Below are 25,918 nucleotides of genomic sequence, written 5' to 3'. Positions count from 1 at the left end.
GGGATCGCGGATCCCGACGTCGCCGCGATCTTCGAGCACATGGGGAACTACCAGGCGGTGCGGACGCACTTCTTCGACGCCTACTTCACCGACGCCGTCGGCGCGGGCATCCGGCAGATCGTCATCCTGGCGTCGGGGCTGGACTCGCGCGCGTACCGGCTCGACTGGCCCGCGGGCACGACGGTCTACGAGATCGACCAGCCCAAGGTGCTCGAGTACAAGGCCGCCCGGCTGGCCGAACAGGGCGTGCTGCCGGCCGCCAAGCGCGTGGCGGTCGCGGTCGACCTGCGCCACGACTGGCCGGCCGCTCTGCAGGAGGCCGGGTTCGACCCGACGGCTCCGACCGCATGGCTGGCCGAAGGCCTTTTGATGTACCTGCCCGCCGACGCCCAGGACCGCCTGTTCGAGCAGATCACCGCGCTCAGCGCGCCCGGTAGCCGCGTGTCGGTGGAGACCGTCGGGGTGCAGGCCGAGGAGCGGCGCGAGCAGATGCGCGAGCGGTTCGAGCGCATCCGTGCGCAGCTCGGAATGGACGATTCCGTCGACGTCGCGGAACTGATGTACAACGACCCGGACCGTGCGGACGTCTCCGAGTGGCTCGATGCGCACGGCTGGCGGGCGACGTCGGTGACCTCGCTGGAGGAGATGCGTCGACTGGACCGCTGGGTGCTTCCGGCCGAGTACGAGAACGACAGCGGGTTTTCCGAGTTCGTCACCGCGTACAAGGACTGACGGAGCCCTTCTGGGCGGCCCAACCGGTTGGTTAGGATCGGGGCATTCCTCGGGTCAGGAAGGACTCCCCCATGACCACCGACATCGCCGCTCCCACCCAAGCCACCGACGACATTCCCAGCGTCGTCCGCCGGCTGCGAGAGACCTTCAAAACCGGACGCACCAGGGACCTCGAGTGGCGTAAACGGCAGCTCAAGGCGATCGAGCGCCTCGCCGTCGAGAACGAGGAGGCCATCGCCGCCGCGCTCGAACAGGATCTGGGCCGCAGCCGCTTCGAGGCGTGGCTGGCCGACATCGCGAGCACCGCGGGCGAGGCCAAGGACGCCGCGAAGAACGTGAAGAAGTGGACCCGCCGCCGCTACCGGCTGCTGGAGATGTCGCAGCTGCCCGGCCGGGGCTGGGTCGAGTACGAGCCCTTCGGCACGGTGTTGGTCATCGGCGCGTGGAACTTCCCGTTCGTGCTGACGCTGGGCCCGGCGATCGGGGCGATCGCGGCGGGTAACACCGTGGTGCTCAAGCCGTCCGAGGTCTGCCCGGCTTCGTCGGCGCTCATGGCTGAGCTGGTGCCGCGGTACCTCGACTCCGATGCGATCGCGGTGATCGAGGGCGACGGTTCGGTCAGCCAAGAGCTCATTTCGCAGGGCTTCGACCACATCTGCTTCACCGGCGGCACCGAGATCGGCCGCAAGGTCTACGAGGGCGCCGCACCGCACTTGACGCCGGTCACGCTCGAACTCGGCGGCAAGAGCCCGGTCATCGTGTCGGCCGACGCCGACGTCGACGTCGCGGCCAAGCGCATCGCCTGGACCAAGCTGATCAACTCCGGGCAGATCTGCATCGCGCCCGACTACGTGCTCGCCGACGCGAAGATCCGCGACAAGCTGGTCGACAAGATCAAAGAGGCGGTGACGACGTTCGAGTCCGAGAACCCCGACGGCAAGCGCATCGTCAACGAACGGCACTTCGGCCGGCTGACCGACGCGCTGGCCGCGACCAAGGGTGAGGTCGTGATCGGCGGCGGTTCCGACGCGTCGAAGATCAGCATCCAGCCGACGGTCGTGGTCGACCCCGACCCCGCGGAACCGCTGATGACCGACGAGATCTTCGGTCCGATCCTGCCCGTCGTGACGGTCCAATCCCTCGACGACGCAATCAGTTTCGTGAACTCGCGGCCGAAGCCGTTGGCGGCGTACCTGTTCACCAAGACCAAGAGCATCCGGGAACGGGTGATCAAGGAGGTGCCGGCCGGCGGCATGGTGGTCAACCACCTGCTGTTCCACTTCGCCACCAACAAGCTGCCGTTCGGCGGCGTCGGCCCGTCGGGCATGGGCGCCTACCACGGCAGGTACGGCTTCGAGCAGTTCAGCCACAAGAAGACCGTGATGACCAAACCGACCCGACCCGACGTCGGCGCATTCATCTATCCCCCGTATACAGAGAAGGCGCTAAAGCTCGCCAAAAAGCTCTTCTAGGGGTAGGCGCGCAGCGCCTCGGGACCAGCACAGCAGAGAGGAATCCCATGCCAGGAGTGCAGGATCGCGTCATCGTCGTCACCGGTGCCGGAGGCGGACTGGGGCGCGAATACGCGTTGACGCTCGCCAAGGAGGGCGCCAGCGTCGTCGTCAACGACCTCGGTGGTGCACGTGACGGCACCGGCGCCGGCCACAACATGGCCGACCAGGTCGTCCAGGAGATCAAGGACGCCGGTGGCCGCGCCGTGGCCAACTACGACTCGGTGGCCGAAACCGAGGGCGCCGAGAACATCATCAAGACCGCGCTCGACGAGTTCGGCAAGATCGACGGCGTCGTCTCCAACGCGGGCATCCTGCGCGACGGCACGTTCCACAAGATGACGTTCGAGAACTGGGACGCCGTACTCAAGGTCCACCTGTACGGCGGCTACAACGTGATCCGCGCCGCCTGGCCGCACTTCCGGGAAAACAACTTCGGCCGCGTTGTCGTGGCCACCTCGACCAGCGGCCTGTTCGGCAACTTCGGCCAGGCCAACTACGGCGCCGCCAAGCTCGGCCTCGTCGGCCTGATCAACACGCTGGCCCAGGAGGGCGCGAAGTACAACATCAAGACCAACGCGCTCGCACCGATCGCCGCGACCCGGATGACGCAGGACATCCTGCCGCCGGAGGTCTTCGAGAAGCTGACGCCGGAATACGTTGCGCCGGTGGTGGCTTACCTGATGACCGAGGAAGTGCCCGAGACCGCTTCGGTGTTCATCGTCGGCGGTGGCAAGGTGCAGCGCACCGCGCTGTTCCAGAACGAGGGCGTCACCTTCACCGAGGTGCCCTCCGTCGACGACATCGCCGCGAAGTGGGGCGAGATCACCGACTTGTCGGCGGCGCAGCGGGCAACCTTCAGCCTCGGCTGAGTTCGATGAAAGCGCTTGTCGCGCAAGAACTCACCGGACCGGCCGGACTGGCCTACACCGACGTTGACGATGTCGGCGGCGAGGACGTCATCGTCGTCGACGTCGGTGCGGCCGGGGTCAGCTTCCCCGACCTGCTGCTGTTGCGCGGCGAATACCAGCTGCGGCTCGACCCACCGTTCGTCCCCGGCATGGAGGTCGCCGGGGTGGTGCGTTCTGCGCCGTACGAGTCGGAGTTCAAGCCGGGGCAGCGGGTGACTGCGCTGTCCATGCTCGGCGGATGGGCGGAGCGGGTGGCGGTGGCGCCCGAGAGCGTCAAGCCCACGCCGGACGATCTCGACGACGCGCAAGCCGTTGCGCTGCTGGGTAACTACCAGACGATGTACTTCGCGCTGGCCAAGCGCGGCGCGCTGCGGCCGGGTGAGACGGTGCTGGTGCTGGGGTCGGCCGGAGGTGTCGGCACCGCGGCGGTGCAGGTCGCGAAGGCGTTGGGCGCCAAGGTGATCGCGATGGTGCACCGCCCGCACGCCGTCGAGTTCGTCGAGTCGCTGGGCGCCGATGTCGTGCTGCCGTTGACCGACGGATGGTTGACGGCGGTGCAGGAGGCGACCGAGGGCCGCGGCGTCGATCTGGTGGTCGACCCGATCGGCGGTGACGCGTTCGACGACGCCGTCCGGGCGCTCTCGGTGGAGGGGCGGCTGTTGGTGATCGGCTTTGCGGCGGGCGGGATCCCGACCGTGAAGGTGAACCGGCTGCTGCTGCGCAACGTCGCGGTGATCGGTGTCGGCTACGGCGAGTACGTCAACCGCAAGCCGGGTTCGCAGTCGGTGTTCGAGTTCGGCGTCGCGCAACTCGTCAAGGCCGGACTGCGCCCGCCGCCGCCCGTGCGCTACCCGCTGTCGAAGGGCGCCGACGCGCTGCAGGCGCTGGCCGACGGCGGCGTGCTGGGCAAGGTCGTGCTGGAGCCGTAATGGCGCTTCGCGCACTGGCGTTCGACACCTTCGGCACCGTCGTTGACTGGCGCTCGAGCGTCATCCGCGAGCTCGAGGAGTTCGGCCGCGCCCATAGCGTGCAACGGGACTGGGCGGCGTTCGCCGATGACTGGCGGGCCGGCTATCCGCCCGCGATGGACCGGGTGCGTCGCGGCGAGCTGCCGTGGACCAGGATCGACGACCTGCACCGCCTGATCCTCGTCGACCTGCTCGACGGCGCGGGCATCACCGGTATCGACGACGCCGCCGTCGACCACCTGAACCGGGCGTGGCACCGGCTCGACCCGTGGCCCGACGCCGTCGACGGCCTCACCCGGCTGAAGCGTCGCTACCTCATCACGACGCTGTCCAACGGGAACGTCTCGCTGCTGACGAACATGGCCAAGCGGGCGGGGCTGCCGTGGGACTGCGTGATCTCCGCCGAGCTCTTCCGCCACTACAAACCCGATCCCGAGGCCTATCTCGGCTGCGCCGAGCTGCTCGACGTCGCACCCGGTGAGCTGATGCTGGTCGCGGCGCACGCCAGCGATCTGCGCGGCGCCAAACGCGCTGGGCTGATGACGGCATACGTCGACCGGCCGCTGGAGTACGGCGAGGGCAGGCGACGTCCGTCGAAGATCGAGGACGGGGAATTCGACGTCCTGGCAACCGATTTCGTGGACCTGGCGGAGCGGCTCGGAGCGTGACCGACAGGAGTAGCGTGGGAGCGTGGCCGATACCTCCTCGCTGCCGCCTGCGCTGCGCCGGGCGGTCGAACTCTTCGCCGAAACGCCGGCGCGCCTCGACGTCAGCGGTGGCTACCTGGATCTGCTTGACGACGACGCCGCCCCGAGCCAGTCACCGCCCGAGAACAAGGGTCTGATCCAGGCGGTGTGGGCGTCGGGCCCCGGGTCGATGTTCTACGACTACTCGCAGGCTTTCGCCCGCAGGTTCCTGAGCATGTGGCAGTTGCCGATCGAGTGGCTCGAGATTCCGCAGGGCGGTGTCGCGCTCGACATCGGAAGCGGCCCCGGCAACGTGACCGCCTCGCTGGCCCGCGCGGCCGGACCGCAGGGGCTGGCGGTCGGCGTCGACATCTCGAAACCGATGCTGGCGCGCGCGGTCAGCGCGCAGGCCGGGCCGAACGTCGGGTTCCTGCGCGCGGACGCGCAGCGGTTGCCGTTCCGCGATGCGACCGTCGACGCGGTGACGTCGCTCGCGGTCTTGCAGCTCATCCCCGACCCCTCCTCGGCGGTGGCCGAGATGCACCGGGTGCTGCGACCAGGCGGCCGGATCGCGATCATGGTGCCCACTGTCGGCAGCGTTCCTCCGCCGCTGCGATGGGTGTCGCGGGGCGGGGCGCGCTTCTTCGCCGAAGACGAACTGGGCGACGTGTTCGAACATCGCGGATTCGAGCGGCTTCGCACCAAGACCACCGGCAACATGCAGTGGGTCCGGGCGCAGCGCCCGTAGATTCGACGCATGAGCACCGGCGGCATCGTCCTCGTCGCGTTGGCGATCGCGGTGGGCATCGTCGGCATCGTCGTACCGCTGCTGCCCGGCACGCTGCTGGTCTTCGGCGCTATCGCAGTGTGGGCGGTCGTCGAGCGCGACGTCACCGCGTGGGTGACGCTCGGCGTCGCGTCCGCGCTGCTCCTGACGGCCGCGTTCATCAAGTACACCTGGCCCGTCCGGCGGATGCGTGAGGCCGACGTGCGCACGTCGAGCCTGGTCGCCGGGGCCGTGGTCGGTGTCGTCGGTTTCTTCGTCATCCCCGTGCTCGGACTGCCGATCGGTTTCGTGCTGGGCATCTACCTCGCCGAACTGGCCAACCGGCACGAGCAGCGCGCGGCGTGGACGTCGACCAGGCACGCGCTCAAGGGCGTCGCCCTGTCGGTCGGCGTCGAGATGGCCGGCGCGTTGCTCGCCACCGTCGTTTGGGCCATCGGGGTGTACCTGACGCAGTAACTTGCAGGCATGGCCAAGCTGCGTTTCGGATACTTCATCGCTCCGTTCCACCGCGCGGGCACCAACCCGACGCTGGCGCTGCAGCGCGACCTGGAGCTCATCGAGCACCTCGACGCGCTGGGCTTCGACGAGACCTGGATCGGCGAACACCATTCGGCCGGAAGCGAGATCATCAGCTCACCCGAGGTGTTCATCGCTGCGGCCGCGCAGCGGGCCAAGCGGATCCGGTTCGGCACCGGCGTCATCTCGTTGGCGTATCACAACCCGCTGTGGACGGCCGACCGGCTGATGCTGCTCGACCACCTCACCCACGGCCGGATCATCGGCGGCGTTGGACCCGGCTCGCTGCCCACGGATTCGGCGATGATCGGGCTCACCCCCACCGACACCCGCGAACTGCTCGAGACCAACCTCGACATCATGGTCCGATTGCTCAAGGGCGAGACGGTGTCCGCCAAGACCGCCACACACGAATTGTTCGACGCGCGACTGCAACTGGCGCCCTACTCGGATGACGGCATCCCGCTCGCCGTCGCCGCGGTGTCGTCACCGACCGGTGCTCGGCTGGCGGGCAAGCACGGTATCGGCCTGCTGTCGATCGGCGCGACGCTGGTGGTCGAGGGATTCGACGCGCTCGCGCACCACTGGGGCATCGCCGAGGAACGCGCGGCCGCGTTCGGCACCACGGTCGACCGCCGCAACTGGTCGCTGGTCTGCCCTATGCACATCGCCGAGACCGAGGAGCAGGCCCGCGCCGATGTGCGCTTCGGCCTCGAGCACTGGTACCGCTACTTCCAGAAGGTTGCGGCGTTCCCGCAGATGGAGGTACCGGGGGAGAACCTCGACGAGGTCGTCGACATCATCAACGGCGCGGGCGCGGGCGTGATCGGAACACCCGAACAGGCACGCGCCCAGGTGCAGCGGCTGTGGGACCAGTCCGGCGGGTTCGGCTGCATGCTGCAGATGGGCCACGAGTGGGCCAACCCCGCGGCCACCAAACGCTCGGCGGAATTGTTCGCCGCCGAGGTCATGCCGCACTTCCAGGGTCAGGCCCAGCCGACGCTGGACGCCGCGGAGCGGGCCCGCGATGTGCGCGAAAACCTCGCGCAGACGCAGCTGTCCGCGATCGAGCACATGACGCAGAAGTATGAGGCCGAAAAAGGCGGCAGCTGAGGGATTTCAGCCCAGCAGCACCGCGCGCAGCCGGACCACCTCGTCGTCGGTCACGCCGGACGCCTCGAGGAAGCCGCGCACCGATCCGTAGTTTTCGACGATCGAGCGCCGCGCGGTATCCAGGTACTCCTCGCGCACCCCCAGCACTTCGGAGGTGAGCTGCGCCTCGGCGAACGTGACGATCTCGTCGGTGCTCTCCTCCGCCCGGTCGCGGATCGATTCGAGAATGCTTTCGCGCAGCCGCGGCACGGCCTCATTGCTGCGCAGGAAGTCGGCGACGACGGCGTCGCGATCCACGCCGACGGCGTCGAGCACCGACGCCACCGTGAAACCCGTGCGGTCCTTACCCGCGAAGCAGTGCGCGATGACCGGGCGCTGTTCGGCGAGCATCGAGACGACCTGGCGCACGGCAAGATGCGCACCGGGCAACGTCGGGAACTTCTGATACTCCTCGATCATGAACCGGCGCGCGGCCACCGTCACGTCCTCGTCGTCCGGCTTCTCGGTCATCATCCGCTGGAAGCTCTGCTCGTGCGGGGCCTCCGCGCCCGGCTTGGCCAACTCGTGGAACGGCAGCCGGTGAATCGCCACACCGTCGGGTACGCGGCCCGGCCCGCGCCGCTCGACCTCGCGCTCCGAGCGCAGGTCGGCGACATCGGTGATGTTCAACCGGCGCAACAGCTCCCGGCCCGCATCGTCCAGACCGCTCAGCTCGCTGGATCGGAAGAACCGGCCCGGCCGGATGCCCGTTTCCTCGGCGATGTCGCGGAAGTTCCACGCCCCTGACAGGGCGTCAGGGTTGCCCGCCACCTATCCGGCCCCTCCGGTCACCGCGGCAGCGAAAGCGCTCTTCTCCCTGCCCAGTTCGGCGCGCGCGATGGTCCGCATGTGCACCTCGTCGGGGCCGTCGAACAGCCGCATGGCGCGGTGCCAGGCGTACAGGCGCGCCAGGGGCACGTCGTCGGAAACGCCCATGCCGCCGTGCACCTGGATGGCGCGGTCGATGACATCGCAGGCGACCTGCGGGGCGACCGCCTTGATCTGGGCCACCTGCACCTGGGCGTCCTTGCTCTTGTTGCCCTGCTGGTCGATGGTCCACGCCGCCTTGTGGCACAGCAGCCGGGCCTGGTCGATCTCGTTGCGCGACTTCGCGATCGACTCGCGCACCACACCCTGCTCGGCCAACGGCTTGCCGAACGCCACGCGCTTCTGCACACGGTCGATCATCAACGCCAGCGCGCGCTCGGCCGCGCCCAGCGCCCGCATGCAGTGGTGGATACGGCCCGGACCCAGTCGCGCCTGGGCGATCGCGAAGCCGCTGCCCTCCTCGTGGAGCAGGTTCTCGACGGGCACCCGCACGTTGTCGAACACGATCTCGCAGTGACCGTGCTGGTCCTGCCAACCGAACACCGGAAGCGACCGCCGGATGTCGACACCGGGGGTGTCGACCGGCACGAGGATCATCGACTGCTGCTGGTGGCTGGCGGCATCCGGATTGGTTCGGCCCATCACGATCAGGATCTTGCAGCGCGGATCGGCCGCTCCGGTGATCCACCACTTGCGACCGTTGATGACGTAGTCGTTGCCGTCGCGCAGCATGGTCGTCTCGATGTTGCGGGCATCGCTGGAGGCGACCGCGGGTTCGGTCATCGCGAACGCGCTGCGGATCTCGCCGGCCAGCAGCGGCTCAAGCCATTGCTTGCGCTGCTGCTCATCGGCGAACAGGTGCAGCGTCTCCATGTTGCCGGTGTCGGGGGCCGCGCAGTTGGTGACCTCGGGTGCGATCTCCATGCTCCAGCCGGTCAGCTCGGCGAGCTGCGCGTACTCGAGGTTGGTCAGACCGGACTCCGCGGGCAGGAACAGGTTCCACAGGCCGCGGTCCTTGGCGAGCTTCTTGAGGTCCTCGACGATCGGCGGGACGGTGTGGTCCTTGGGGCCGGCCTCTTCGCGGTAGCGGTCGTATTCGGCTTCGGCGGGGAAGACGAACTCCGTCATGAACTCGGACAGCCGCTGGTGATAGTCCGCAGCCTTGGCTGACATCGCGAAATCCATGCCCGCCACGATATGTCACATCCTCAGCCGGGGTTCTGCTGCGTCGGGCTTTGCGGGGACTCCCACTTGGACTCCAGGCTGCGGGTCACCCGGGTGCCCGCGGCGTACTCGACCTGGAACGTCGCACCGTCGTCGACCTCGTAGGTGATCAGGGCGGTGCCGTCGTTGACGTCCTTGTGCACCACCTTGCAGGGGACGGGTTCGGCGCCGCGGTCGACGAGGACGATGTCGCCGGGTGCGACGTCCTCGATGCGGTCGTTCTCAGAGATGTTCGACATCCGTCGACCGTAGCAACGCCGGCTGCAGGCTATGGTGTCGTGCGTTCGCCGATGCGTCCACTGTCGGGCACGTCCCCGAAATCTGCTGACTGCGAATCGATTTGACTGGCCCCGGTGTGGCCACAATCACGGCCGTTTTGCTTGCCTTATTCGTGCGAGGGACAGAGTATTGAGTACGTAATCTGGACTGAATCCAAACTAAGCGAAACAAGGATGGTGCTCGCGATGGCATTGTTGACAATCGGTGACCAGTTCCCCAGCTACGACATGGCGGCGGTGGTCGGCGGTGACCTCTCCGAGGTCGATGCCAAGCAGCCCGACGACTACTTCATCCGTGTGACCAGCGAGGATCACCCCGGCAAGTGGCGCATCGTCTTCTTCTGGCCGAAGGACTTCACCTTCGTGTGCCCGACCGAAATCGCCACCTTCGGCAAGCTCAACGAGGACTTCGAGGACCGCGACGCGAAGGTCATCGGGGTGTCGGTGGACAACGAGTTCGTCCACTTCCAGTGGCGCGCCCAGCACGAGGACCTCAAGACGCTGCCGTTCCCGATGGCCTCTGACCTCAAGCGCGAGCTGTCGCTGGCCACCGGCGTGCTCAACGCCGAAGGAGTCGCCGACCGCGCGACGTTCATCGTCGACCCGAACAACGAGATCCAGTTCGTGTCGGTGACCGCCGGCTCCGTGGGCCGCAACGTCGACAAGGTGCTGCGGGTGCTCGACGCGCTGCAGTCCGACGAGCTGTGCGCCTGCAACTGGAAGAAGGGCGATCCGACGATCAAGCCGGCCGAGCTGCTGGCAGAGGCGGTGTGACCATGAGCATCGACAACATCAAGGAAAAGCTTCCGGGTTATGCCAAGGATCTGAAGCTCAACTTCGGCAGCATCGTCAAGACCACCGAGCTGTCCGAACAGCAGTTGTGGGGTGCCCTGGTGGCGACGGCCGCGGCGACCAAGTCCGACCGCCTGCTGCGCGAAATCGCCGAGGACGCACTGGACATCCTCAGCCAGGAGGCCTACGACGCCGCCCTCGGCGCGGCCGCCATCATGGGGATGAACAACGTGTTCTACCGCACGAAGGGCCAGCTCGACGGCGCCTACGACGATCTGCGTGCCGGCCTGCGGATGAACATCATCGGCAATCCCGGTGTGGCCAAGGAGGATTTCGAGCTGTGGTCGCTGGCGGTGTCGGCGATCAACGGATGCGGCCACTGCCTCGCGGCGCACGAGAAGACGCTGCGTGACGCGCAGGTGTCGCGGACGGTGATCTTCGAAGCGATCCGGCTTGCCTCGATCGTCTCGGGTGTGGCCCAGGCGCTGCAGACCGCCGACGTGCTGACGACCGTTTGACCGAACACGAAGAAGCGGGGGCACCGAATCGGTGCCCCCGCTCTCGTATCCGCGTCAGCGATGCCAGGTCGGCTGCTCGAACTCGATGTGATCGATGCGGTGACCGTGGGTCCCGGACTGGACTCCCGGCGCATGGATCTCGGGCGTCGCGACGATGCCCGGCCGCGGCGTCGGATCCTGCGTGTAGGTCCCGGCGCTGGCCGCACCGGCGAAACCGAGTGCCCCGGCGAGGATTCCGGCCGAGAGGACCGGCAGCGCGAAGAAGCGGGCGAAGCGGCGAGTGGTGTTGGTGTTCATCTGAATCTCCTTTGATGCTTCCCTTTTTGGTTTGACCGACCGGGCTGTTCCGGCGATGACTCAAGAGTGCTGCACCGCGACCTCGCTGTATGTCCGGCGAACGGCGGTCGAACCGGATGAATCTCGTGTCCTCCAAATGGGGGAAGCGAACGCGCCGCTGTGCCAAGCTGATCGCGTGGTGAGCAGCACAACCGGTGACAGGGTCCGCGTGGTGGTGGGCGACGATCACCCGATGTTTCGCGACGGCGTCGTCCGAGCCCTGGTCTCCAGCGGGCAGATCGACGTGGTCGCGGAGGCCGATGACGGGGTGACGGCGCTCGCCGCGATCCGTGAGCACAACCCGCAAGTGGCGCTGCTGGACTACCGGATGCCGGGGATGGACGGCTCGGAGGTGGCCGCCGCGGTGGTCCGCGACGAACTGCCCACCCGCGTGCTGTTGATCTCCGCACACGACGAATCCGCGATCGTCTATCAGGCGTTGCAGAACGGCGCCTCGGGCTTCCTGCCCAAGGAGTCCACCCGCTCCGAGCTCGTCAACGCCGTGCTCGACTGCGCCAAGGGCCGAGACATCGTCGCCCCGAGCCTGGCCGCCGGCCTCGCCGGTGAGATCCGCAAGCGCGCCGAGCCCGACGGTCCGACGCTCAGCCCACGCGAGCGCGAGGTGCTCAAGCTCATCGCGTCCGGCAGCAGCATCCCCGCGATGGCCAAACAACTCTTCCTCGCGCCCTCGACGGTGAAGACCCACGTGCAGCGGCTATACGAGAAGCTCGGGGTCAACGACCGCGGCGCCGCCGTCGCCGAGGCGATGCGCCGCAAGCTGTTGGACTGACGTCGCCGTGCTGGGTCGGATCGCGAACTTCTTCGCCACGGAACCCGTGCGCGTCTCCGCCGTGATGCGGCTGCCGTTGCTCGCACTGGTCGCGGTGCTGGTGCTGATCTGGGAGGTCGATCACTGGCTGCCACAGCTCTACGCAGTGGTGCTGGGAACGTGGGCGGTGGCGGCCGTGGTCTGGCTCGTCGCGGTGTTGCGTGGCCCGGTGCCCCGGTGGGGAGATTGGGCGTCCACCGGTGTCGACGTCCTGATGATCCTGGTGCTGTGTCTGGTGTCGGGAGGCGCCACGGCGGCGCTGCTCCCGGTCTTCTTCCTGCTGCCGATCGCGGTGGCGTTCCAGGACCGGCCGATGCTGACAGCGCTGCTCGGAGTCGGCACGGCGTGCGCCTATCTCGGGGCGTGGATCGTGTACTCGAAGCGGGACGACTCGGTCGGGTTGCCGGACGTCGTCTACACGCACTTCGGCTTTCTGCTGTGGGGCGCGGTGGCGATGACCGCACTGTGCGTCGTGCTGGTCCGCCGACAGGCACGCGTCGCGAGACTCCAGGCGGTGCGGCGCCAACTGGTGTCCGAGGCGATGCAGGCCGACGAGCGGCACAACCGCGAGGTCGCCGAGCACCTGCACGACGGACCGCTGCAGACGCTGCTCGCGGCGCGCCTCGACCTCGACGAGTTGCAGGAGAACAACGACGATCCGGCGCTGGAGGCGGTGCGCGAAGCGCTGCAGCAGACCGCCGCCGCGCTGCGCTCGACGGTGACCGAACTGCACCCGCAGGTGCTCGCACAACTGGGCCTCACACCGGCGGTGCGAGAGCTGGTGCGGCAGTTCGAATCCCGCGGCGGCTACGAGGTACACGCGGACCTCGACGAGGTCGGAAAGCCCGAATCACAGCAGCTGCTCTATCGCGCGGCTCGGGAACTGCTCGCCAACATCTACAAGCACGCCGGCGCGACGACCGTGCGGGTGGCGCTGACGCGGCAGGGGGATCGGGTCGTGCTGACGGTCTCCGACGACGGCAAGGGGTTCGACCCGGCAATCATCGAAAAGTATGTCGCCGACGGCCATATCGGACTGGGTTCGCTGCTGGCCCGATTCGACGCCATGGGCGGTTCGATGAAGGTGAACTCCGCCGACGGCGACGGCACGCAGGTCACGGTCACCTCGCCGCCGGAGCCGCCCCCGTCAACCGCCGAGCAGACGCAAAGCTGACCATTCCGCCGCGAAAATGGGCAGTTTGCCGTCTGCTCGCGGTCAGGAAGTGAGGCCGCGGGCGATGACGAGACGTTGAATCTGGTTGGTGCCCTCGAAGATCTGGGTGATCTTCGCTTCACGCATGTATCGCTCGACGCGGTAGTCGCGGGTGTAGCCGGCGCCGCCGAACACCTGCACCGCGTCGGTCGTCACCTTCATCGCGGCGTCGGTTGCGACCAGCTTGGCCACGCTGGCCTGCTGTGAGTACGGCCGGTCCTGATCACGCCGTCGGGCCGCGTCCAGGTACGTCGCCCTGGCCGTCGCCACGGCGGCCGCCATGTCGGCGAGCAAGAACCCGAGGCCCTGATGGTCGATGATCTTGCGCCCGAACGTGGTTCGTTCGTTCGCATAGGCGACGGCCTCGTCGAGCGCGGCCTGCGCCAACCCGGTGGCCACCGCGGCGATGCCCAACCGCCCGGAATCCAGTGCGGAGAAAGCGATCTGCAGGCCCTGACCCTCGCCGCCGATCAGCCGATCCGCCTCGATGTCGGCGTCTTCGTAGAACGCCGACGTCGTCGGAATCGCGTGCAGGCCCATCTTCTCCTCGGGCTTGCCGAAGGTCAGCCCCGGAAGGTCGCCGGGCACCAAGAAACACGAAATGCCCCGCGAGCCTTCGCCCGTCCGCGCGAACAATGTGTAGAAGTCGGCGCGCCCACCGTGGGTGATCCAAGACTTGGAGCCGTTGAGCCGGTATCCGCCATCGGTTTTGGTGGCCGCGCAGCGCAGCGCGGCCGCGTCGGAACCGGCCTGGGGTTCGGACAGGCTGTACGCGCCGATCTGCTCACCGGACAACATCCCGGGCAGCCAACGCCGCTTCTGCTCGTCGGTGCCGAAGGTCAGCAGGGGATGTGACGACAGGCTGTGCACGCTGACGGCCACCGCGACGGCCGCCCAGCGCGCCGCCAGTTCCTCGAGCACCTGCAGATAGACCTCATACGGCTGTCCACCGCCGCCCCATTCCTCGGGCTGGGGCAGGCTCAGCAGCCCGGCCGCGCCCAGCTGCGCCATCACGCCTTCTGGATAGCGCTCCGCCTTCTCGTGATCGTCGACGATCGGGTCGAGCACCTTGTCGGCGATCTCGCGGGTCAGCGCGATCAGGTCCTCGGCGTCCGGGGTGGGCAGCAGCCGGTCGACAGCCATCCGATGGCCTCCTGGTTGTGCGGGTCGAGACAACCATAGGCGGGCGCTGGCGCCGTCAGTCGCTGCGTCTCCACCAGGCGGTGAAGTACAGCACCATGGCCCCCGTCATCGCCAGCAGCACCCACAGGACGAGCACCTGGTCGATCCACGCGCCGGGCGGCGGAGCGCCGGGCATGAAGTTGCGGATCGGGATGATCGCGAACAACGACGCGGCATACCAGGTACCGAACGGCGGCAGGAAGTTGCGTCGTCCGCGCAGCATCTCGATGGACACGAAGAGCGCCAGCGCGGGCAGCGTGATCAACACCAGGCACAGGCCCACGTCGAACGCGAGCGGGCCCTTGGCTCGCCTCAACGTCACCGTCTCGTAGTCACCGTCCTTGGCCGACTGGGTGGCCGGGCCGCTGCGCGTGCTCGAGACGTCCCAGCCGTCCAGTCCGCCGGTCACCACCACCCGTGCGGGCTCGAACGTGCGGGCGTCACCGCTGCCGACGAGGATGTCGGCCCCCAGCGCGCCCAGCCTGTACGAGTCGAACGGCCACTTGTCGGCGTCGCCGCTGGCGGTGAGCGTGGTGCTGATCTCGGCGGGCAGCTGGCCCTTCGGTGTCTGCAGATCGTCGACGTCGATGTTGACCTCGTCGATGAACAGGCGCACCGCGATATCGGTGTTGACCACGTTGAGGTCGTCGTTCATGTGATCGTCGGACGGGAAGACGACGACTTTGACGTCGATCTGGTTGGCGACCGTGTGCAGCTCCGACAAGGTCACGCGCACGATGTTGTCGTCGTCGGTGCCGAGGTCGGGCGAACCGAGCGTCGAGGCCTGCCCGGAGAGGTAGTGATAGCCGACCAGCGAGGCGGCGTAGATCACCAGGATGATCAGGACGGTGGCTATGTCGTTCAACCGTGAGCGTCTGCGGCTGCGCAACCTCGACGGTTCTTCTTCCCCCACCACGCGGATGCTAGTTGCAGCGGCGCTGGATTCCGGCGCGCCGTGCCGGTGGAAATCCGCGACGACCCGTATCGATTTAGCTGTGACCAGCGGTAGCGGTTAAGGTGTTCCGTCATGACGGAGCACACGCATGCTGATGTCGCCGCCGCGGCGGCTCCGACGGTCGGGGTGGTCCGCGAATCCGGGGCGGACGAGCGCCGCGTCGCGCTGGTGCCGAAGGCCGTCGCGTCGCTGGTGAACAGCGGCGTCGCCGTCGTCGTGGAATCCGGGGCGGGCGAGCGGGCGCTGCTGCCCGACGATCTCTACACCGCTGCAGGCGCGACGATCGGCGACGCCTGGAGCGCCGACGTCGTGGTCAAGGTGGCGCCGCCGAGCGCCGACGAGGTGTCCAGGCTCAAGAGCGGGCAGACGCTGATCGGCTTCCTCGCACCGCGCAACGCGGACAACCAGATCGCGGCGCTGAAGGCTGCGGGCGTGCAGGCGTTCGCCGTGGAGGCGATCCCGCGCATCTCGCGCGCCCAGGTGATGGACGCGCTGTCGTCTCAGGCCAACGTCGCGGGCTACAAGGCCGTACTGCTGGCGGCTTCGGAGTCGACGCGGTTCTTCCCGATGCTCACCACCGCGGCCGGTACCGTGAAGCCGGCATCGGTGCTGGTGCTCGGCGTGGGTGTGGCCGGACTGCAGGCGCTCGCCACCGCCAAGCGGTTGGGCGCGCGCACCACCGGGTACGACGTGCGTCCCGAGGTGGCCGATCAGGTCCGCTCGGTCGGTGCGCAGTGGCTCGAACTGGGAATCGAGGCCGCGGGTGAGGGCGGCTACGCCCGGGAGCTCTCCGAGGAGGAGCGCGCACAGCAGCAGAAGGAGCTGGAACGCGCGATCACCGGGTTCGACGTCGTGATCACCACCGCCCTGGTCCCGGGACGCCCAGCGCCCCGGCTGGTGACGGCGGTCGCCGTCGAGGGGATGAAGCCGGGCAGCGTCGTCGTCGACCTCGCGGGTGAGACGGGCGGTAACTGCGAGCTGACCGAACCGGGGCAGACCGTCGTCAAGCACGGCGTCACCATCGCCTCGCCGCTGAACCTGCCCGCGACCATGCCCGAGCACGCCAGCGAGCTGTACTCGAAGAACCTGACCTCGCTGCTGGACCTGCTGATCACCGACGGTGCGCTGGCACCAGACTTCGACGACGAGGTCGTGGCGGCCTCCTGCGTCACCCGGGAGGGATGATGTACGACAATCTGTTGGCCAATCTCGCGATCCTGGTGCTCGCCGGGTTCGTCGGGTTCGCCGTCATCTCCAAGGTGCCCAACACCTTGCACACACCGCTGATGTCGGGCACCAACGCCATCCACGGCATCGTGGTGCTCGGTGCGCTGATCGTGCTGGGGGACCTGCCCGCCGACGCCCACTGGGGTGTGCGTGCGATCGCGTTCGTGGCCCTGATCTTCGGCACGCTCAACGTGATCGGCGGCTTCCTGGTCACCGACCGGATGCTGGGCATGTTCAAGTCCCGCAAGCCGGAACCGAAATCTATCGAGACGACGGAAGCGGCGGCCGACAAGTGAACTACCTCGTCACCGTCCTCTACATCGTCGCGTTCGCGCTGTTCATCCTCGGCCTCTCGGGGCTGACCGGGCCCAAGACCGCGGTGCGGGGCAACTGGATCGCCGCCACCGGTATGGCCATCGCCGTGATCGCCACCCTGATCAAGGTGCGTGACACCGCGCCGATCAACTGGATCCTGATCGTCGCCGGGTTGGCGCTGGGTGTGATTCTCGGTGTGCCGCCGGCCAAAAAGACCAAGATGACCGCGATGCCCCAGCTGGTGGCGCTGTTCAATGGCGTCGGCGGCGGCACCGTGGCGCTGATCGCGTGGGCGGAGTTCATCGAGACCGACGGCTTCGGACACTTCACCCCGGACCAGCACCCGACGGTGGCGCTGGTAGCCGGTTCGCTGTTCGCCGCGATCATCGGCTCGGTGTCGTTCTGGGGTTCTCTGGTGGCGTTCCTGAAACTTCAGGAATCGATACCCAAGAACGTCGAGAAGCGACTTGTCGCCTCGGCCAAGCTCTTTCAGGCCGCCAACGTGGTGCTGCTGCTCGGCGCGACCGCAGCGGCGATCTACATCGGGCTGAACGCCGGTACGGGCAGCCCGGACTGGACGATCGCGGTGGTGCTCGTGCTGGCCGGCCTGATGGGCCTGTTCGTGGTGTTCCCGATCGGCGGCGCCGACATGCCGGTCGTCATCTCGCTGCTCAACGCGCTGACCGGATTATCCGCGGCCGCAGCGGGTCTGGCGCTGAACAACACCGCGATGATCGTCGCGGGCATGATCGTCGGCGCATCGGGCTCGATCCTGACCAACCTGATGGCGGTGGCGATGAACCGGTCGATCCCGGCGATCGTGTTCGGCTCCTTCGGCGGTGGCGCCGCCGCGGCGGTCGGGCCCGGTGGGGACCAGGGCACCGTCAAGGCCACCTCGGCCGCGGACGCCGCGATCCAGATGGCCTATGCCAACCAGGTGATCGTCGTCCCGGGCTACGGACTGGCCGTCGCGCAGGCCCAGCACACCGTCAAGGAGATGGCCGATCTGCTGGAAAGCAAAGGCGTCGAGGTCAAGTACGCGATCCATCCCGTCGCCGGCCGCATGCCGGGGCACATGAACGTGCTGCTGGCCGAGGCCGACGTCGAGTACGACGCGATGAAGGAAATGGACGACATCAACGGCGAATTCGGCCGTACGGACGTCACGCTGGTCATCGGTGCCAACGACGTCACCAACCCGGCCGCGCGCAACGACCCGTCCAGCCCGATCCACGGCATGCCGATCCTCAACGTCGACGAGTCGCGGTCGGTGATCGTGCTCAAGCGTTCGATGAACGCCGGCTACGCCGGCATCGAGAACCCGCTGTTCTTCCTCGACCAGACTTCGATGCTGTTCGGCGACGCCAAGAAGTCGGTCACCTCCGTGATCGAGGAACTCAAGGCGCTCTAGCGATTACCTGCTAGCCGGTAGTGGGTTCTGCTGTCAGCGCCATTGGCGCGTGGTCGCGCCCGCGGTGAGATCGAAGCAACAGATTTCACCAAGGAGGCGGCATGTCCGGTCAGAACACTTCGAAGGCCGGCGTGCTGGCCACCGTGGCCGTCGCGATCGGGATGGTCGACCAGGCCGCCCAGGTCGCGGCCGCCCGGGTGACCGCCGCGCCGGTCCCGCCCGCCGCACAGCTCGCGTCGAACGTAAGCTCGGGCGGGTGACGGAGCGACGCTCGCCGTTCGAGGGGCTGCCGCGCGCCGCCTGAGCCGCTCGCGGAATTTCGCTCGCGCTGATCGCAGATATTCACCCCTTGCGCCAGCACCCGGTACGAATACCCGGGTGAGCGCGACACTGCCTGCCGACTGCTGCTGTCGCTGAACCCTTCTCGCCTCACTTCAGCCACAGAAAGCCGCAGACCGTGTCCGTATTCGTTGACATCGTGCCCGACGAGCCGATCGTCGAGACGCCCACTGGGAGGTGGCGCGGCCGTCTGACCCGTGCGGTGTTGCCGGTCTTGTCGGTGCTGGTGTTCTTCGCCGTCTGGCAGCTCGCCGCCGCGAGCGGGGTCTGGAACCAGACGTTCGTGCCCTATCCGAGCACGGTGTGGCGGGCGTTCGTCGACATCTCCACCACCCACGACGGGGTCCGCGGGTATGCGGGGTATCTGTTGTGGGAGCACCTCTACATGACGTTGCGCCGGGTGCTGGCCGGCGTCGCGATCGGGGTGGCCCTCGGCGTGCTGCTTGGCCTGGTGATGGGTTCAATCGGCTGGGTGCGCAGCGTCCTCGAACCGTGGCTGACATTCCTGCGCGCGCTGCCGCCGCTGGCGTACTTCTTCCTGCTGGTGATCTGGCTCGGCATCGACGAGGCCCCGAAGATCACCCTGCTGGCGCTGGCGGCCCTGCCGCCCGCCGCCGTCGCCACCACCGCTGCCGTGCTCGCCGCGCCGGTCGGATTACAGGAAGCCGCACGGGCATTGGGCGCGTCGCGGCGCGAGGTGATCCGCGACGTCGTCGTCCCGTCCGCACTGCCCGAAACGTTCACCGGCATCCGGCTCGCGGTGGGCATGGCCTACTCGTCGGTGGTCGCCGCCGAACTGTTCAACGGCATTCCGGGCATCGGCGGTCTGGTCAAGGACGCGAGCAACTACAACAACACCCCCGTCGTGCTGGTCGGCATCTTCGCCATCGGCATCTCCGGCCTGCTGATCGACGGTCTGCTTCGGGCGGCCGAACGGCGCGCCGTCCCGTGGAGAGGAAAGATATGAGAACCAAAGCTCTTCTGATAGCGCTTCTTTCGGCCGTCCTGGCCCTTGCCGGCTGCTCGGTGGACAAGTCCGACCAGGTGGCCGGCAAACCGACGATCCGGATCGGCTACCAGACCTTCCCGAGCGGCGACCTGATCGTCAAGAACAACCGCTGGCTCGAAGAGGCGCTGCCCGATTACAACATCAAGTGGACCAAGTTCGACTCCGGTGCCGACGTCAACACCGCGTTCATCGCGAAGGAACTCGACTTCGGCGCGCTGGGCTCGAGCCCCGTCGCGCGCGGCCTGTCCGCTCCGCTGAACATCCCCTACAAGGTCGCGTTCGTGCTCGACGTCGCGGGCGACAACGAGGCGCTGGTGGCCCGCAACGGCAGCGGTGTGAACACCATCGCCGACCTGCGCGGTAAGCGGGTGGGCACGCCGTTCGCCTCCACCGCGCACTACAGCCTGCTCGCCGCGTTGGCCCAGAACGGGCTGTCCGCCAACGACGTTGCGCTCGTCGACCTGCAACCGCAGGCCATTCTTGCGGCCTTCGACCGCGGCGACATCGACGCCGGGTACTCCTGGTTGCCGACGTTGGATCAGCTGCGCAAGAACGGCAAGGACCTCATCACCAGCCGGCAACTGGCCGAGGCGGGCAAGCCCACCCTCGACCTCGCCGTGGTGGCCGACGAATTCGCCGACGCACATCCCGACGTCGTCGACACCTGGCGCCAGCAGCAGGCCCGCGCGCTCGACGTCCTCCACAACGATCCCGACGCCGCGGCCAAGGCCATCGCTGCCGAAATCGGGCTCACTCCATCGGAAGTCGCCGGACAGCTCAAGCAGACGGTGTACCTGACCCCGCGGGAAGTCGCGTCCGCCGAATGGCTCGGCTCCGACGGCGAACCCGGCAACCTGGCCGTCAACCTGCAGAGCGCCTCGCAGTTCCTCGCCGACCAGAAGCAGATTCCCGAAGCCGCACCGCTGTCGACGTTCCAGGCCGCGCTCTACACCAAGGGTCTGCCGGGTGTCCTCACTTCGTGACGTCGAAACCGTTGCACAGCAACGGAACACCGACGGTATCCGGATCAGCGGCGTCTCACACCGGTACGGCCGCGGAGGCGACGCCGTGACCGCACTCGGCCCCGTCGACCTCACCGTGGAACCCGGGGCATTCCTGGTCCTGGTCGGGGCGTCGGGCTGCGGAAAGAGCACGCTGCTGCGGCTGCTGGCCGGGTTCGAGGCGCCGAGCGAGGGCTCGGTCCGGGTGGCGGGCGCCCCGCCTACGCCGGGCGTCACCGCGGGCGTCGTCTTCCAGCAGCCGCGGCTGTTCCCGTGGCGCACGGTCGGGGGAAACGTCGACCTGGCGCTGCGATACGCGGGAGTGCCGCGCGAGCGTCGCACCGATCGGCGCGACGAACTGCTGCGCCGGGTCGGGCTCGAAGGTACGGCGGGCCGCAAGATCTGGGAGATCAGCGGCGGGCAGCAGCAGCGGGTCGCGATCGCCAGGGCGCTGGCGGCCGAGACCCCGCTGTTCCTGCTCGACGAACCGTTCGCCGCGCTCGACGCCCTGACACGTGAGCTGCTGCAGGAGGACGTCCGCGCGGTCAGTGCCGAGACCGGGCGCACGACGGTGTTCGTCACGCACAGCGCCGACGAGGCCGCGTTCCTCGGCTCACGCATCGTGGTGCTCACCCGGCGGCCCGGCCAGGTGGCCTTGGACATTCCCGTCGACCTCCCCCGCACCGGCATCGACCCCGACGAGTTGCGGCGCTCGCCGGAGTACGCGGAACTGCGCGCGGAGGTGGGGGCAGCGGTGAAGGCGGCCGCGGCCTGACCTTGGGCGGTTCAGCCGACGGCGGTCGGGTAATCCGACGTCATGGACATGCACGCCCTTCTTCAGATCCCCGAATCGGCCGGCTCTCTCGACGCGGTCGCGGACCGGACGGCCGACGCGGTCGATCGGGTCCTCGGCGACGGCGCGTTGGCGCAGGGACTGCGCGGCTCCTGGCTCGGCCACCCGACGCATCCGTTGATGATCACGCTTCCGATAGGCGCATGGATGTCGTCGATGGTGCTGGACCTGATCTTCAAGGACCGCGACGCCGCGCGCCAGCTCATCGCGATCGGGTTGGCCGCGACGCCACCCGCGGTACTCGCGGGGCTTGCGGAGTTCCCGACGCTGGGAACGCGGCAGCGGCGGGTCGGGCTCGTGCACGCGGCAGGCAACACCGTCGCGGCGCTGGCGTTCTGGATGGCCTATCGGAAGTACAAGAGGGGGAAGCTGGGCGCGGCGCGCACGTTCAGCGTGCTCGGGTTGACCGCGGTTTCAGTGGGCGGTGCGCTCGGCGGGCACCTGTCCTATGCCCAAGGCGCAGGGGTACACCGCTGGCAGTTGACGGGTTAGACCGGCGGATAGGCGGGCGGCGGGTAGACCCCACGCAGAATCCAGGCGAACCAGTTCACGCCGTATTCCAGCTCGTCGCTCGCGTCATAGTCCGGATTCGGATCCATGGGGTCACCTCTCGAGTGCGGCCGGTAATGACCGAAGTCTAGACCCGCCCTGCGGAGTGCGACACCCCCAACACCTACACTTCCAACCAGTTGATTGACCGCCGGACGCGCTTCCGGCCTGCATATAGTGAGTCGCCATGCCCTCTTCGGACGCCGCCACCCAGAACGGGAGGACCCGTCGCGACGAGTTGTTGGCCGTAGCCACCAAGCTCTTCGCCGCGCGCGGCTACCACGGCACCCGGATGGACGATGTCGCCGACGCGGTCGGCCTGAACAAGGCGACCGTCTACCACTACTACTCCAGCAAGTCGCTGATCCTCTACGACATCTACAAGGGCGCGGCGGACTTCACGGTCGACGCGCTGCACGACGACCCCACGGCGTCGGCCCGCGAGACGATCTACCACTTCACCAGGCGCCTGCTCGTCGGCATCGCCAGCGACATCGAACGTGCGGCCGTGTACTTCCAGGAGGGCCCTTACATCGGCGAGTGGTTCACCGAGGAGCAGGTGGCCTACATCCGCGAGAAGGAGACGCAGGTCTACGAGCACGTGCGCGACGTCATCGACCGTGGCATCGCCAGCGGCGAGTTCTACGACTGCGACTCACACGTGCTGGCGCTGGGCTACATCGGCATGACGCTGGGCGCGTACCGCTGGCTGCGGCCCCACGGCAGGCGCACCGCCCAGGAGATCGCCGTCGAGTTCAGCACGGCGTTACTGCGCGGCCTGATCCGCGACGAGTCCGTGCGGGCGGAGTCCCCGCTGGGCATCGAGGTCGACGCGCTACCCGGCGAACCGGACACCGCGACCGCACCGTGAAGTCGCTGCTGCTGTCGCGTCGCGACCTCGACTTCCTGCTCTATGAGTGGCTGCGCGTCGAGCAGCTGACCGAACGCGAACGGTTCGCCGAGCATTCGCGCGAGACCTTCGACGCGGTGCTGGAACTCTGCGAGCAGCTGGCGACGCGGTACTTCGCGCCGCACAACAAGACCAGCGACGCCAACGAACCGACCTTCGATGGCGAGAAGGTCACCGTCATCCCCGAGGTCAAGGAGGCGTGGGATGCGTTCGCCGCCGCCGACCTGATCGCGATGTCGATGGAGCACCGTCTCGGCGGCGCGCAGCTGCCCGCGGCGGTGGCGCAGGCCGCATTCGCCTGGTTCTCGGCGGCCAACCTCAGCACGACCGGCTACCTCATGCTGACCATGGCCAACGCCAACCTGCTGGCCCGCTTCGGCACCGACCAGCAGATCGAGGGGTTCGTCAAACCGATGCTGGCGGGGCGGTTCTCGGGCACCATGGCGCTGTCGGAGACACAGGCGGGTTCGTCGCTGGCCGACATCACCACCCGCGCCGAACCCCGAGAAGACGGCACCTACCGGCTGTTCGGGTCGAAGATGTGGATCTCCGGCGCCGAACACGAACTGACCGACAACATCGTCAACCTGGTGCTCGCCAAGATTCCCGGTGGGCCACCGGGAACCAAGGGCATCTCGTTGTTCATCGTGCCCAAATACCTGCCCGGTGGCGACGGCGCGGTCGGCGAGCGAAACGACATCGTGCTGGCGGGGCTGAACCACAAGATGGGCCAGCGGGGCATCACGAACACGGTGCTCAACCTCGGCGAGGGCACGTACACGCCGGGCGGAAAGCCCGGAGCGGTCGGCTATCTCGTCGGCGAACCACACCGCGGCATCGCCTACATGTTCACCATGATGAACGAGGCCCGACTCGGCGTCGGGATGGGCGCGGTGGCGCTCGGCTACACCGGCTATCTCAAATCAGTGCAGTACGCCCGCGAGCGCCCGCAGGGCCGCCCGGTCAGCGCCAAGGATCCGTCGACGCCGCAGGTACCGATCATCGAGCACGCCGACGTCAAGCGGATGTTGTTGGCGCAGAAAGCGTATGCCGAGGGCGGGCTGGCGTTGCTGCTGTACTGCGCGAAGCTGGTCGACCTGCAGCACAGCGCGGTGTCGGACGAGGAGCGCGACGCAACCACCCTGCTGCTCGAGATGCTGACGCCCGTCGGCAAGAGTTGGCCGTCGCAGTGGTGTCTGGAGGCCAACAGCTTGGCGATCCAGGTGCACGGCGGATACGGCTACACCCGCGAGTATGACGTCGAACAGCACTACCGCGACAACCGGCTCAACCCGATCCACGAAGGCACGCACGGAATCCAGAGCCTGGACCTGTTGGGCCGCAAGGTCCCTGCGCGCGGCGGTGCGGGCCTGGCGGCGTTGGAAACCGCGATCGGGAAGACGGTCGTCGAGGCAGCCGCACTCGGGGGTCGGCCCGCCGAACACGCGAGCCTTCTGGACGCGGCGTGGCAACGCCTGACCGCCGTCACCGCCGACATGTTCGGCTCCGGTGACGTCGACGCGGCCATGGCCAACAGCGTGATCTACCTCGAGGCGTTCGGCCACATCGTCGTCGCCTGGATATGGCTACAGCAGGAGATCGCCGCGCACGGCCATACCGGCGATTTCTACGACGGCAAGCGCCAGGCCTCCCGCTACTTCTTCCGATACGAATTGCCCAGGACCGCACCGCAACTCGACCTGCTGGCCAGCCTGGATCGCACGACACTGGAGATGCGAGACGGCTGGTTCTGACGCCTAGTCGAACCGGATGACCTGCCGCACCGCCCGGCCGTCGGCCAACTCGTCCATACCGGAGTTGATCTCGTCGAGCGAGATCGTCGACGACACCAGCGATTCGACAGGCAACCGCCCCGCGCGCCACAGCTCGACGAACTGCGGAATCTCGCGCGACGGCACCGCCGAACCGAGATAGCTGCCGATCAGCGAACGACCCTCGGCGACAAAACCCAACGGAGACAGTGTCACTCGCGCATCGGGCCGGGGGAGACCCACCGTCACAGTGCGCCCACCCGCGGCGGTGAGATCGACCGCGGTCTCCAGTGCGCTCGGATGCCCGACGGCTTCGATCACGATGTGCGCCTTGACGCCGTTCTCGCGGGCGTCTTCCGGTGAGTAGGTGTCGTGCACCCCGAGACCGCGTGCCCGCTCGAGCTTTTCGGGAAGCCGATCGACGCCGACCACGCGGACGTCGTCCTGGGCCAGCGCCGTGAGCGCTGCGGCCATGCCCACCCCGCCGAGGCCGACGACGGCGACGGTGTCGCCCGGGCGGGGCCGCCCGGCGTTGACCACCGCACCGCCGCCGGTCAGCACGGCGCAGCCGAGAAGCGACGCCACCACCGCGGGCACGTCGTCGGGCACCGGCACGACAGACCGGCGGTCGACCACCGCGTGGGTCGCGAAACCGGAGACGCCGAGGTGGTGGTGCACGGGCTGCCCGTCGCGCGAGAGCCGGCGCTCGCCGGTCAACAGCGTGCCCGCGCCGTTGGCCGCGGAACCCGGCTCGCAGGGGGTGAGGCCGTCCGTCGCGCATGCCGCGCATTCGCCGCAGCGCGGCAGGAAGGTCATCACCACGCGGGTGCCGACTCCGATGTCGGATTCGCCGGGGCCGATCTCTTCGACCACGCCGGCCGCCTCATGGCCGAGGAGCATGGGCACCGGCCGGACGCGGTTGCCGTCGACCACCGACAGGTCCGAGTGGCACAGCCCCGCGGCCTCCACCCGCACGAGCAGTTCCCCGGACCCCGGCGCGGCGAGGTCGAGCTCGCCGACCGTCAGGGGTCGGGAGTCGGCATACGGCCGGTCGCGGCCGATCTCCTCCAGTACCGCTCCGCGAATCCTCATGGGACCAGCCTGCCGTCGCACC

At 68.1% G+C, this 25,918-nt stretch carries 29 protein-coding genes and 1 pseudogene; 22 read left to right on the top strand and 8 right to left on the bottom strand.

What is annotated here, in order from left to right; genetic code table 11:
* The 8 genes from A5650_RS17785 to A5650_RS17750 all read left to right on the top strand — a co-directional run.
* Positions 1–732 (top strand): SAM-dependent methyltransferase (locus A5650_RS17785; RefSeq protein WP_067294197.1); only part of this gene is annotated, 732 nt, incomplete at its 5' end.
* A 71-nt stretch (positions 733–803) separates the two neighbouring features.
* The gene (locus tag A5650_RS17780; RefSeq protein ID WP_067080407.1) at positions 804–2,204 is read left to right on the top strand and encodes an aldehyde dehydrogenase family protein; all 1,401 of its coding nucleotides are present in this window, start codon (positions 804–806) and stop codon (positions 2,202–2,204) included.
* 47 nt (positions 2,205–2,251) lie between these two features.
* The gene (locus tag A5650_RS17775) at positions 2,252–3,115 is read left to right on the top strand and encodes an SDR family oxidoreductase (protein WP_067080405.1); all 864 of its coding nucleotides are present in this window, start codon (positions 2,252–2,254) and stop codon (positions 3,113–3,115) included.
* A 5-nt stretch (positions 3,116–3,120) separates the two neighbouring features.
* Positions 3,121–4,083, top strand: coding sequence for an NADPH:quinone oxidoreductase family protein (locus A5650_RS17770; RefSeq protein ID WP_067294193.1), 963 nt, complete (start codon positions 3,121–3,123; stop codon positions 4,081–4,083).
* The gene (locus A5650_RS17765; RefSeq protein WP_067294189.1) at positions 4,083–4,790 is read left to right on the top strand and encodes a haloacid dehalogenase type II; all 708 of its coding nucleotides are present in this window, start codon (positions 4,083–4,085) and stop codon (positions 4,788–4,790) included. The genes A5650_RS17770 and A5650_RS17765 overlap by 1 nt, the downstream gene beginning before the upstream one ends.
* Positions 4,791–4,812: 22 nt before the next feature.
* Positions 4,813–5,556 (top strand): methyltransferase domain-containing protein, encoded by a 744-nt coding sequence (locus tag A5650_RS17760; RefSeq protein ID WP_067294185.1) that lies wholly within the window; start codon positions 4,813–4,815, stop codon positions 5,554–5,556.
* Positions 5,557–5,565: 9 nt separating this feature from the next.
* The gene (locus A5650_RS17755; RefSeq protein WP_067294181.1) at positions 5,566–6,051 is read left to right on the top strand and encodes a DUF456 domain-containing protein; all 486 of its coding nucleotides are present in this window, start codon (positions 5,566–5,568) and stop codon (positions 6,049–6,051) included.
* Positions 6,052–6,060: 9 nt separating this feature from the next.
* A complete protein-coding gene (locus tag A5650_RS17750; RefSeq protein WP_067294176.1) occupies positions 6,061–7,224 on the top strand; it encodes an LLM class flavin-dependent oxidoreductase in 1,164 nt (387 codons plus the stop codon).
* Between the two features lie 6 nt (positions 7,225–7,230).
* Here A5650_RS17750 and A5650_RS17745 read toward each other — a convergent pair whose 3' ends face one another.
* From A5650_RS17745 to A5650_RS17735, 3 genes are read right to left on the bottom strand one after another with little or no spacing between them, the layout of a single operon-like run.
* Positions 7,231–8,034: a tyrosine-protein phosphatase gene (locus A5650_RS17745; RefSeq protein WP_067294173.1), complete on the bottom strand. Its 804-nt coding sequence runs from the start codon at positions 8,032–8,034 to the stop codon at positions 7,231–7,233.
* Positions 8,035–9,264 carry an acyl-CoA dehydrogenase family protein gene (locus A5650_RS17740; protein WP_197500507.1) on the bottom strand — a complete coding sequence of 410 codons (1,230 nt, stop codon included), beginning with the start codon at positions 9,262–9,264 and terminating at the stop codon, positions 8,035–8,037.
* Between the two features lie 35 nt (positions 9,265–9,299).
* Positions 9,300–9,554, bottom strand: a complete 255-nt coding sequence (locus A5650_RS17735; RefSeq protein ID WP_067294170.1) for a hypothetical protein — start codon at positions 9,552–9,554, stop codon at positions 9,300–9,302.
* 225 nt (positions 9,555–9,779) lie between these two features.
* Here A5650_RS17735 and A5650_RS17730 point away from each other — a divergent pair, with 225 nt between their 5' ends.
* The gene (locus A5650_RS17730) at positions 9,780–10,367 is read left to right on the top strand and encodes a peroxiredoxin (RefSeq protein WP_067294236.1); all 588 of its coding nucleotides are present in this window, start codon (positions 9,780–9,782) and stop codon (positions 10,365–10,367) included.
* A 2-nt stretch (positions 10,368–10,369) separates the two neighbouring features.
* The gene (gene ahpD / locus A5650_RS17725; protein ID WP_067294233.1) at positions 10,370–10,903 is read left to right on the top strand and encodes an alkyl hydroperoxide reductase AhpD; all 534 of its coding nucleotides are present in this window, start codon (positions 10,370–10,372) and stop codon (positions 10,901–10,903) included.
* Between the two features lie 54 nt (positions 10,904–10,957).
* Here ahpD and A5650_RS17720 read toward each other — a convergent pair whose 3' ends face one another.
* Positions 10,958–11,200: a hypothetical protein gene (locus A5650_RS17720; protein WP_067294167.1), complete on the bottom strand. Its 243-nt coding sequence runs from the start codon at positions 11,198–11,200 to the stop codon at positions 10,958–10,960.
* 178 nt (positions 11,201–11,378) lie between these two features.
* Here A5650_RS17720 and A5650_RS17715 point away from each other — a divergent pair, with 178 nt between their 5' ends.
* Both A5650_RS17715 and A5650_RS17710 read left to right on the top strand, forming a co-directional pair.
* On the top strand, positions 11,379–12,029 hold the full coding sequence (locus A5650_RS17715; protein WP_197501907.1) for a response regulator: 651 nt from the start codon (positions 11,379–11,381) through the stop codon (positions 12,027–12,029).
* 64 nt (positions 12,030–12,093) lie between these two features.
* A complete protein-coding gene (locus tag A5650_RS17710) occupies positions 12,094–13,242 on the top strand; it encodes a sensor histidine kinase (protein ID WP_067294224.1) in 1,149 nt (382 codons plus the stop codon).
* A 42-nt stretch (positions 13,243–13,284) separates the two neighbouring features.
* Here the strand turns inward: A5650_RS17710 and A5650_RS17705 are convergent, their stop codons facing one another.
* Both A5650_RS17705 and A5650_RS17700 read right to left on the bottom strand, forming a co-directional pair.
* Entirely contained in the window at positions 13,285–14,424 is a 1,140-nt protein-coding gene (locus A5650_RS17705) for an acyl-CoA dehydrogenase family protein (RefSeq protein ID WP_067294164.1), read from the bottom strand.
* 55 nt (positions 14,425–14,479) lie between these two features.
* On the bottom strand, positions 14,480–15,376 hold the full coding sequence (locus A5650_RS17700) for a DUF4436 domain-containing protein (protein ID WP_197500504.1): 897 nt from the start codon (positions 15,374–15,376) through the stop codon (positions 14,480–14,482).
* Between the two features lie 114 nt (positions 15,377–15,490).
* Here A5650_RS17700 and A5650_RS17695 point away from each other — a divergent pair, with 114 nt between their 5' ends.
* The 8 genes from A5650_RS17695 (at position 15,491) to A5650_RS17665 (ending at position 22,065) form a co-directional block, all read left to right on the top strand.
* Complete coding sequence (locus tag A5650_RS17695) at positions 15,491–16,603, top strand: Re/Si-specific NAD(P)(+) transhydrogenase subunit alpha (protein ID WP_067294161.1); 1,113 nt, start codon at positions 15,491–15,493, stop codon at positions 16,601–16,603.
* On the top strand, positions 16,603–16,941 hold the full coding sequence (locus A5650_RS17690) for an NAD(P) transhydrogenase subunit alpha part 2 (protein ID WP_067080361.1): 339 nt from the start codon (positions 16,603–16,605) through the stop codon (positions 16,939–16,941). Before A5650_RS17695 ends, A5650_RS17690 begins: the two co-directional genes overlap by 1 nt.
* Positions 16,938–18,371 carry an NAD(P)(+) transhydrogenase (Re/Si-specific) subunit beta gene (locus A5650_RS17685; RefSeq protein WP_067294157.1) on the top strand — a complete coding sequence of 478 codons (1,434 nt, stop codon included), beginning with the start codon at positions 16,938–16,940 and terminating at the stop codon, positions 18,369–18,371. The genes A5650_RS17690 and A5650_RS17685 overlap by 4 nt, the downstream gene beginning before the upstream one ends.
* Before the next feature lie 101 nt (positions 18,372–18,472).
* The gene (locus A5650_RS26925; protein WP_156744182.1) at positions 18,473–18,631 is read left to right on the top strand and encodes a hypothetical protein; all 159 of its coding nucleotides are present in this window, start codon (positions 18,473–18,475) and stop codon (positions 18,629–18,631) included.
* A gap of 197 nt (positions 18,632–18,828) precedes the next feature.
* Positions 18,829–19,677 (top strand): ABC transporter permease, encoded by an 849-nt coding sequence (locus A5650_RS17680; protein WP_067294153.1) that lies wholly within the window; start codon positions 18,829–18,831, stop codon positions 19,675–19,677.
* Positions 19,674–20,702: a taurine ABC transporter substrate-binding protein gene (locus A5650_RS17675; protein ID WP_067294149.1), complete on the top strand. Its 1,029-nt coding sequence runs from the start codon at positions 19,674–19,676 to the stop codon at positions 20,700–20,702. Before A5650_RS17680 ends, A5650_RS17675 begins: the two co-directional genes overlap by 4 nt.
* Positions 20,686–21,495, top strand: a complete 810-nt coding sequence (locus A5650_RS17670) for an ABC transporter ATP-binding protein (RefSeq protein WP_067080351.1) — start codon at positions 20,686–20,688, stop codon at positions 21,493–21,495. Before A5650_RS17675 ends, A5650_RS17670 begins: the two co-directional genes overlap by 17 nt.
* Positions 21,496–21,537: 42 nt before the next feature.
* Positions 21,538–22,065 carry a DUF2231 domain-containing protein gene (locus A5650_RS17665; protein ID WP_067080349.1) on the top strand — a complete coding sequence of 176 codons (528 nt, stop codon included), beginning with the start codon at positions 21,538–21,540 and terminating at the stop codon, positions 22,063–22,065.
* Here A5650_RS17665 and A5650_RS27160 read toward each other — a convergent pair.
* Positions 22,062–22,175: pseudogene (locus tag A5650_RS27160) on the bottom strand (CAP domain-containing protein); the annotation flags it as partial. The gene A5650_RS17665 and the pseudogene A5650_RS27160 sit on opposite strands and share 4 nt — an antisense overlap.
* A gap of 134 nt (positions 22,176–22,309) precedes the next feature.
* On the opposite strand from A5650_RS27160, the gene A5650_RS17660 reads away from it, so the two are divergent.
* A complete protein-coding gene (locus tag A5650_RS17660; RefSeq protein ID WP_067294146.1) occupies positions 22,310–22,993 on the top strand; it encodes a TetR/AcrR family transcriptional regulator in 684 nt (227 codons plus the stop codon).
* Positions 22,990–24,786 (top strand): acyl-CoA dehydrogenase, encoded by a 1,797-nt coding sequence (locus A5650_RS17655; RefSeq protein ID WP_067294141.1) that lies wholly within the window; start codon positions 22,990–22,992, stop codon positions 24,784–24,786. The genes A5650_RS17660 and A5650_RS17655 overlap by 4 nt, the downstream gene beginning before the upstream one ends.
* A gap of 3 nt (positions 24,787–24,789) precedes the next feature.
* On the opposite strand, the gene A5650_RS17650 is transcribed toward A5650_RS17655, so the two are convergent.
* The gene (locus tag A5650_RS17650) at positions 24,790–25,896 is read right to left on the bottom strand and encodes an alcohol dehydrogenase catalytic domain-containing protein (protein ID WP_067294138.1); all 1,107 of its coding nucleotides are present in this window, start codon (positions 25,894–25,896) and stop codon (positions 24,790–24,792) included.
* Positions 25,897–25,918: the final 22 nt, after the last annotated feature.

Origin of the sequence: Mycobacterium sp. 1164985.4, assembly GCF_001668575.1 — a bacterium.
In the GTDB taxonomy this organism is placed as follows: Bacteria; Actinomycetota; Actinomycetes; order Mycobacteriales; family Mycobacteriaceae; genus Mycobacterium.
The sequence above is the reverse complement of the archived record's forward strand: the minus strand, read 5'-3'. Positions and strand labels throughout refer to the sequence as shown.